This window comes from Streptomyces recifensis, assembly GCF_002154615.1.
Classification (GTDB): Bacteria; Actinomycetota; Actinomycetes; order Streptomycetales; family Streptomycetaceae; genus Streptomyces; species Streptomyces griseoluteus.
On the sequence record NZ_MUNH01000278.1, the window covers coordinates 1 to 8437 of the forward strand.

6 protein-coding genes and 1 pseudogene are annotated in these 8437 nt (G+C 71.9%); 6 read left to right on the top strand and 1 reads right to left on the bottom strand.

Annotated features, from left to right (window positions below):
* The 6 genes and pseudogenes from CCN33_RS32075 to CCN33_RS16445 form a co-directional block, all read left to right on the top strand.
* Window positions 1-524: pseudogene (locus CCN33_RS32075) on the top strand (hypothetical protein); the annotation flags it as partial.
* 222 nt (window positions 525-746) lie between these two features.
* Window positions 747-2267 (top strand): aldehyde dehydrogenase family protein, encoded by a 1521-nt coding sequence (locus CCN33_RS16425; protein ID WP_086694352.1) that lies wholly within the window; start codon window positions 747-749, stop codon window positions 2265-2267.
* A 55-nt stretch (window positions 2268-2322) separates the two neighbouring features.
* Window positions 2323-3855: a GMC family oxidoreductase gene (locus tag CCN33_RS16430; RefSeq protein WP_086694353.1), complete on the top strand. Its 1533-nt coding sequence runs from the start codon at window positions 2323-2325 to the stop codon at window positions 3853-3855.
* Window positions 3852-4994 (top strand): quaternary amine ABC transporter ATP-binding protein, encoded by a 1143-nt coding sequence (locus CCN33_RS16435; protein WP_086694354.1) that lies wholly within the window; start codon window positions 3852-3854, stop codon window positions 4992-4994. The genes CCN33_RS16430 and CCN33_RS16435 overlap by 4 nt, the downstream gene beginning before the upstream one ends.
* Window positions 4994-6937, top strand: a complete 1944-nt coding sequence (locus CCN33_RS16440) for an ABC transporter permease (protein WP_208621777.1) — start codon at window positions 4994-4996, stop codon at window positions 6935-6937. The genes CCN33_RS16435 and CCN33_RS16440 overlap by 1 nt, the downstream gene beginning before the upstream one ends.
* Window position 6938: 1 nt before the next feature.
* On the top strand, window positions 6939-7901 hold the full coding sequence (locus tag CCN33_RS16445) for an ABC transporter substrate-binding protein (RefSeq protein ID WP_086694355.1): 963 nt from the start codon (window positions 6939-6941) through the stop codon (window positions 7899-7901).
* Window positions 7902-7968: 67 nt separating this feature from the next.
* Here the strand turns inward: CCN33_RS16445 and CCN33_RS16450 are convergent.
* The coding region (locus CCN33_RS16450; protein ID WP_086694356.1) for a carboxymuconolactone decarboxylase family protein at window positions 7969-8437 on the bottom strand (469 nt) is incomplete at its 5' end.

Sequence of the window (8437 nt, forward strand, 5' to 3'; positions counted from 1 at the left end):
CCCCCAGCCCCTCGCCCAGCGCACCCCCGGCCGGATACGAGCTGCACGACGACGGTGAGGGATTCCGGGTGGCCGTGCCCGAGGGGTGGACGCGGGCCACCGTGCCCTCCGAGTATGGGATGGCCGTGGTGAACTTCCGCAGCCCGGACCAGGAGCACAGGCTCCAGGTGTACGAGGTGTCGGAGGCGAGCCCGGAAGCGTCCTTCGACCTGTACCTCTCGGACCGGACGGCCAAGCCGCGCGGGTTCAAGCAGCTGAGGCTGACCAACCTGGACGAGGGGGACTTCACCGGGTCCCGGCTGGAGTACCTCGCCGACACCATCAGGAACGAGCCCGACGTCGGGACCTGGCACGTCTACGACGAGCGTTTCGTCGCCGCCGACGGCAAGATCTACGCGCTCGCCGCGTACGGCCCCGACGCCGACGGCAGGGAGGACGAGCTGGAACTCCTCACCACCGCGCTCGCCTGGTTCTGCCCGCCCGGCATGAACTGCGACCCGGCCGGGAACGCGGCGCTGGACTGATCGAATAGACCCGGTTCGCACGGGTGCGTACCGCGGTCGTGATCCACGCCACCCTCTCGCGCCCGATTTCTCCGCCTTTCTCCCGTAATTACCGTGAGCCAGCGCACTTTCGGCCATCAAATGCGCATGCGCTTCACCCGCCTCGGGCATGCGGTCATCCGCCCGGAGGTGGCAGCTCTGTCACACAGGGCGTCTGAACAGGAACGGAAGGCAAAACCGATCATGGCGGACAGAACGGAACGACCGGCCGAGGCCACCATTCACGCCGGAGGCGAGTGGCTGGAAGCGGACTCCGGTGCGACCCGCGAGATCCTCGACCCCGCGGACGGCAAGCCCTTCGCCGTTGTCGCGGAGGGCGGCAGCGAGGACGTGGACCGAGCGGTGGCCGCGGCCCGCCGTGCCTTCGACGAGGGCCCCTGGCCGCACACGCCGGTCGCCGAGCGCGCCGCCCTGCTGCGCCGCGTCGCCGACCTCCTGGTCCGCGACCGCGAGGAGCTGGGCCTGCTGGAGAGCAGGGACGCGGGCAAGACCGTCGAGGAGGGCCGTGTCGACATCGACTGCGTCGCCGACGCCTTCCGCTACTTCGCGGACCTGGTCGCGGCCGAGGCGCCCGGCCGCGTGGTCGACGCGGGCTCGCCCGACATCCACAGCGTCGTCGTGCACGAGCCGGTCGGTGTCTGCTCGCTGATCACCCCGTGGAACTACCCCCTGCTCCAGGCGAGCTGGAAGATCGCCCCGGCGCTCGCCGCGGGCAACACCTTCGTGATCAAGCCCAGCGAGATCACCCCGATGACCACCATCGCGCTCATCGAGCTGCTGGTGGAGGCCGGACTCCCCGAGGGCGTCGCGGGCCTGGTCACCGGCCCCGGCCACACCGTCGGCGCCCGCCTGGCCGACCACCCCGACGTCGACCTCGTCTCCTTCACCGGCGGTCTGGTCAGCGGCGTCAAGGTGGCCCAGGCCGCCGCGCCGAGCGTGAAGAAGGTCGCCCTGGAGCTCGGCGGCAAGAACCCCAACGTGGTCTTCGCCGACGCCTGCGCCACAGAGGAGGGCTTCGACACCGCCGTCGACCAGGCCCTCAACGCCGCCTTCATCCACAGCGGCCAGGTCTGCTCGGCCGGCGGACGCCTCATCGTCGAGGAGTCCGTCCGGGACCGCTTCGTCGCCGAACTCGCCTCCCGCGCCCGGAAGATCAGGCTCGGCCGCGGCACCGTACCCGGCGTCGAGTGCGGCCCGCTCGTCTCCGAGCAGCAGCGCGCCAAGACCGAGGACTTCGTCGCCTCCGCGCTCGCCGAGGGCGCCCGCCTGGTCTGCGGTGGCAAGCGCCCCGAGCCCACCGCCGACCGCCCCGAGTCCGGCTACTTCTACGAGCCGACCGTCCTCGACCACTGCCACCGCGAGATGCGCGTCGTGCGGGAGGAGGTCTTCGGACCCGTCCTCACCGTCGAGACCTTCCGCACCGAGGACGAGGCGGTCGCCCTCGCCAACGACACCGAGTACGGCCTCGCGGGCGCCGTCTGGACCGCCGACCCCGGCCGCGCCCGGCGCGTCGCCGCCCGGCTGCGGCACGGCACCGTGTGGATCAACGACTTCCACCCCTACCTGCCGCAGGCGGAGTGGGGTGGCTTCGGCAAGAGCGGCACCGGCCGCGAACTGGGCCCCGCCGGCCTCGCCGAGTACCGCGAGACCAAGCACGTGTACCAGAACCTCGCCCCGAGCCCGGTGCGCTGGTTCGCCGGCTGACCCCGGCCCCTGAAGACCTTCGTAGGACCTCCCGCCCCCAGGAGTCAGACACCCCATGCCCGAACACACCCACGAGTACGACTACGTCGTCGTCGGCGGCGGCACGGCGGGCTCCGTCATCGCCTCCCGCCTGACCGAGAACCCGGACGTCACCGTCGCCGTCATCGAGGGCGGCCCGAGCGACGTCGACCGCGACGACGTGCTCACCCTGCGCCGCTGGATGGGCCTGCTCGGCGGCGACCTCGACTACGACTACCCGACCACCGAACAGCCGCGCGGCAACTCCCACATCCGCCACAGCCGGGCCCGCGTGCTCGGCGGCTGCTCCTCGCACAACACCCTGATCTCGTTCAAGCCGCTCCCCTCCGACTGGGACGAGTGGGAGCAGGCCGGGGCCGCCGGCTGGGGCGCCGTGCAGATGGAGGCGTACTTCGCCCGGCTGAAGAACAACATCGTCCCGGTGGACGAGAACGACCGCAACGCCATCGCGCGGGACTTCGTGGACGCCGCGCAGTCCACGCTCGGCGTGCCGCGCGTCGAGGGCTTCAACAAGAAGCCGTTCACCGACGGCGTCGGCTTCTTCGACCTCGCCTACCACCCCGAGAACAACAAGCGCTCCTCGGCCTCCGTCGCCTATCTGCACCCGGTGATGGACGAGCGCCCCAATCTCCACCTCTTCCTGGAGACCTGGGCGTACAGGCTGGAGCTGGACGGCACCCGCGCCGAGGGCGTCCACGTCCGCACCAAGGACGGCCGCGAACTGCTGGTCAAGGCGCGCAACGAGGTGGTCCTCTGCGCCGGCGCCGTCGACACCCCGCGCCTGCTGCTGCACTCGGGCATCGGCCCGCGCGCCGACCTGGAGGCCCTCGGCATCCCGGTCGTGCTGGACCTGCCGGGCGTCGGTGAGAACCTGCTCGACCACCCGGAGTCGGTCATCGTCTGGGAGACCCACGGACCCATCCCGGAGAACTCCGCGATGGACTCCGACGCGGGCCTGTTCGTCCGCCGCGACCCCGAAAGCGCGGGCCCGGACCTGATGTTCCACTTCTACCAGATCCCGTTCACGGACAATCCGGAGCGCCTCGGCTACGAGCGGCCCGAGTTCGGCGTCTCCATGACCCCGAACATCCCCAAGCCCCGGAGCCGCGGCCGCCTCTACCTCACCAGCGCGGACCCCGAGGCCAAGCCCGCGCTGGACTTCCGGTACTTCACCGACGAGGACGACTACGACGCCCGGACCCTGGTCGACGGCATCCGCATCGCCCGCGAGGTGGCCAAGTCGGAGCCGCTGGCCCACTGGCTCAAGCGCGAGGTCTGCCCCGGACCGGAGGTCCAGGGCGACGAGGAGCTGAGCGAGTACGCGCGCAAGGTCGCGCACACCGTGTACCACCCGGCCGGCACCTGCAAGATGGGCGCCGCCGATGACGAACTCGCCGTGGTCGACCCCGAGTTGCGTGTCCGGGGTCTCGACGGCATCCGCATAGCCGACGCGTCCGTCTTCCCGACGATGACCGCGGTGAACCCGATGATCGGAGTGCTCATGGTCGGGGAGAAGGCCGTCGAACTGATCGGTGGTGACGCGCGATGACGCTCACCGTTCCCACCCGTAAGCCGCCCACCTCCGCCGAAGGGTCCGACGCGCCGGTCTTCGCCGTCGACGGCCTGTGGAAGGTGTTCGGCCCCAAGCCCGAGCGCGTCCCCGCCGACCCGGCGCTGGCCGCGCTGAGCCCCGCCGAGCTGCGCGCCGAGACCGGCTGCACGGCCGCCGTGCGGGACGTGTCCTTCGAGGTCCGCAAGGGCGAGGTCTTCGTCGTCATGGGCCTGTCCGGCTCCGGCAAGTCCACCCTGGTGCGCTGTCTGACCCGGCTGATCGAGCCCACCGCGGGCACCATCGCCATCGACGGCGAGGACGTACGCGCGATGGACCGCGGCCGGCTGCGCGAACTGCGCCGTCACCGGGCCGCGATGGTCTTCCAGCACTTCGGTCTGCTGCCGCACCGCACGGTCCTCGACAACGTCGCCTACGGCCTGGAGATCCAGGGCATGGGCCGTGCCGAGCGGCGCGAGAAGGCCGCCGAGGTCGTCGCCAAGGTCGGCCTGGCCGGCATGGAGAAGCGCCGCCCCGGTCAGCTCTCCGGCGGTCAGCGCCAGCGGGTCGGGCTCGCCCGCGCCCTCGCCGTCGACCCCGAGGTGCTGCTGTTCGACGAGCCGTTCAGCGCGCTCGACCCGCTGATCCGGCGCGACATGCAGGACGAGGTCGCCCGCCTGCACAGCGAAGAGGGCCGCACCATGGTCTTCATCACCCACGACCTCACCGAGGCCCTCAAGCTCGGCGACCGCATCGCCCTGATGCGCGACGGCCGCGTGGTCCAGCTCGGCACCCCCGAGGAGATCGTCAACTCCCCGGCCGACGACTACGTCCGCGAGTTCGTCCGCGACGTGCCGCGCGAGCAGGTCGTCACCTGCCGCACCGCCATGCGTCCCGCCTCCCTGGAGGAGGCCGGCAGCGGCCCCGCCGTCCGCCCCGAGGCCCCGGTCGCCGAGGCCATCGAGGCCGTCGCCCGTGCCGGTGAACCGGCCCGCGTGATGGACCACGGCACCTGCATGGGCGTCGTCGACTCCGACGCCCTGCTCAACGTGGTCGCGGGCACCGGCACGGCCGCCCCCGCCGAGCGGGAGGCCGAGCCCACCCTCGTGGCCGCCGCCCCCGAGTCCAAGGCGGTCTGATGGCCACGCTCACCGCCCCCACGGCCCGGCGCGCCCTGCCCGGCCTGCTGAAGTCCCGTCCGGCGGCCAAGCTGCTCACGCTCGCCGTCGCCGCCGTGATCCTCGTCCCCCTGCTCGACAGCCGGTGGGGCAGCGGACACTGGCCGCACGCGCTGACCGTGAGCCTCACCGGCCCGCTCGGCGACGCCAGCGACTGGGTGATGAACAACCGGGACAGCCACCCGCTGTTCCTGTACTTCTTCGGCCACATCAGCAACGCCGTCGTGCTCTGCGTACGCGGTGTCTACCTCGCCCTGCTCGCCATGGGCTGGGTCGGCGTCACCGTGCTCGGCGCCCTGGTCGCCTGGCGGGTGGCCGGAGTGAGGCTCGCGGCCGGGACGGCCGTGGCGTTCCTCGCCTGTGGCGCGCTCGGCATGTGGCTGCCGACCATGCAGACGCTCGCGCTCATGGTGGCCGCCGTGCTCGCGTCCGTCGCCGTCGGCGTCCTGCTCGGCCTCGCCGCCGGGCTCTCCGACCGGCTGGACCGCGCCCTGCGCCCGGTGCTCGACACCATGCAGGTGCTCCCGGCCTTCGCCTACCTGCTGCCCGTGGTGCTGGTCTTCGGCATCGGCGTCCCCGCCGCCGTCCTCGCCACCGTGGTCTACGCCGCCCCGCCGATGGCGCGGCTCACCGCGCTCGGCCTGCGCGGCGCCGACCCCGAGGTGCTGGAGGCCGTCCGCTCGCTGGGCGCCACCCCGCGCCAGCGGCTGCTGACCGCCCGCATCCCGCTGGCCCGCAAGGAACTCCTGCTCGGCCTCAACCAGACGATCATGATGGCGCTGTCCATGGCCGTCATCGCCTCCGTCATCGGCGCGGGCGGCCTCGGTGACCGCGTCTACCAGGCGCTGGCCTCCGTCGACGTGGGCGCCGCCCTCGCGGCCGGCATCCCGATCGTGCTGCTCGCCATCGTGCTGGACCGGGTGACCGGCGCCGCCGGCCGCGCCGCCGACAACGCCGGCGAGTCCCGCCGTACGGTGTGGCTCCTCGCGCTCGCCGGCACCGCCGTCGCCGCGGTCGCCGCCCGGCTGCTCGGCCGCGCCGAATGGCCCGCGGGCGCGACCCTGAACATCGCGGAGCCGGTCAACGGCGCCGTCAACTGGATGACCGCCCACCTCTACTCCGGCGTCCCCGTCATCGGCGGCACCGCCGACTGGGCCGCGCACTTCACCACCTGGATGCTGGACCCGCTCCGCGACGGCCTGCGCGCGCTGCCCTGGTGGTCGGTGCTGCTGATCGTCGCCGCGCTGGCATGGCTGATCGGTACCTGGCGCACCGCGCTGACCGCCACCCTCGCCATGGCCGCGATCGGTGTGCTCGGCGTCTGGGACTCCTCCCTCGACACCCTCTCCCAGGTGCTGGCCGCCGTCGCCGTCACCCTGGTCCTCGGCATCGCCACCGGTATCGCCGCCGCCCGCAGCGACCGGGTGGACCGGATGCTGCGCCCGGTGCTGGACGTGTTCCAGACCATGCCGCAGTTCGTGTACCTGATCCCGGTCGTCGCCCTGTTCGGCGTCGGCCGCGCCCCCGCCGTCGTCGCCGCCGTGGTCTACGCCCTCCCGGCCGTCGTCCGGATCACCGCGCAGGGCCTGCGCCAGGTCGACCCGGCCGCGCTGGAGTCCGCCCGCTCGCTCGGCGCCACCGGCCGCCAGCAGCTCTGGCAGGTCCAGCTTCCGCTCGCCCGCCGCTCGCTGCTGCTCGCGGTGAACCAGGGCGTGGTCCTGGTCCTCGCCGTCGTCATCATCGGCGGCCTGGTCGGCGCGGGCGCCCTCGGCTACGACGTCGCCTTCGGCCTCGCCCAGGGTGACCTCGCCACCGGCCTGGTCGCCGGTGCCGCGATCGTCTGCCTCGGCCTGATGCTCGACCGGGTCACCCAGCCGACCGGCCGCGCGAAGAAGGGAGCGTGACATGCGATTCCGTACGACCCTCTCGGTGAGCGTCGCCGCCGCGGCCGCGCTCGCCCTGCTCACCGGCTGCGGCGCGGCCGACATGACCAAGCAGGCCAGCCCGTTCGCCAACGCGGGCGGCGCCAAGAGCATGACCCTGTCCGTGCAGTCCTGGGTGGGCGCGCAGTCCAACGTGGCGGTCGCCAAGTACCTGCTGGAACACAAGATGGGCTACCGCGTCGACACCGTCCAGGTCGACGAGATCCCCGCCTGGGACGCGCTCAGCCAGGGCCGCGTCGACGCCCTGCTGGAGGACTGGAGCCACCCCGACCAGGAGAAGCGGTACGTCCACGACAAGAAGACCGTCTCCTACGCGGGCGGGCTCGGGGTCACCGGGCACATCGGCTGGTTCGTGCCGACGTACTTCGCCAAGCAGCACCCGGACATCACGAACTGGAAGAACCTCAACAAGTACGCGTCCCGGTTCCGCACCGCCGAGTCCGGCGGCAAGGGCCAGATCATGGACGGCTCCCCGGCCTACGTCACCCATGACAAGGCCCTGGTGAAGAACCTGAAGCTGAACTACCAGGTCGTCTTTGCCGGGTCCGAGGCCGCGCAGATCACCCAGATCAAGCAGTTCGCCAAGGAGAAGAAGCCCTTCCTGACCTACTGGTACACCCCCCAGTGGCTGTTCAAGAAGGTGCCGATGACCGAGGTGAAGCTCCCGCCGTACAAGGAGGGCTGCGACACCGACACCGCGAAGATCACCTGCGCGTACCCGAAGACACCGCTGCGCAAGTTCCTCAACGCCGACTTCGCCCGCTCCGGCGGCAAGGGCGCCGCCTTCCTGAAGAAGTTCCAGTGGACCACCGAGGACCAGAACGAGGTCTCCCTGATGATCGCCGAGCAGAAGCTCAGCCCGGAGAAGGCCGCGGAGAAGTGGGTCGACGCCCACCCGGAGAAGTGGAAGCGCTGGCTTCCGTGAGCCGGTGCCGGACGGCGGACGGCGGCGCGTGCCCGGGGGCCGCGCCGCCGTCCGCCGTCCGGGCCGGTTACTTGTACTGCCCCGGGGTGTAGTGCCCCGGCACCATCCGGGTGGACACCGCGAACCGGTTCCAGGCGTTGATCACCGTGATCGCGGCGATCAGTTGCGCCAGCTCCGCCTCCTCGAACCGCTTGGCGGCGCGCTCGTACACGTCGTCCGGCACGAAGCCGTCGGTGAGGACGGTCACCGCCTCGGTCAGCTCCAGCGCCGCCAGCTCCTTCTCGGTGTAGAAGTGCCGGGACTCCTCCCAGGCGCTGAGCTGGACGATCCGCTCCACGCTCTCCCCGGCCGCGAGCGCGTCCTTGGTGTGCATGTCCAGGCAGTACGCGCAGTGGTTGAGCTGTGAGGTGCGGATCTTCACCAGCTCCAGCAGCGTCGGGTCGACGCCCTTCCGGGCGGCCGCGTCCAGGCGGACCATCGCCTTGTAGACCTCGGGGACGTGCTCGGTCCAGGTCAGGCGGGCGGGGTGCTCGGGG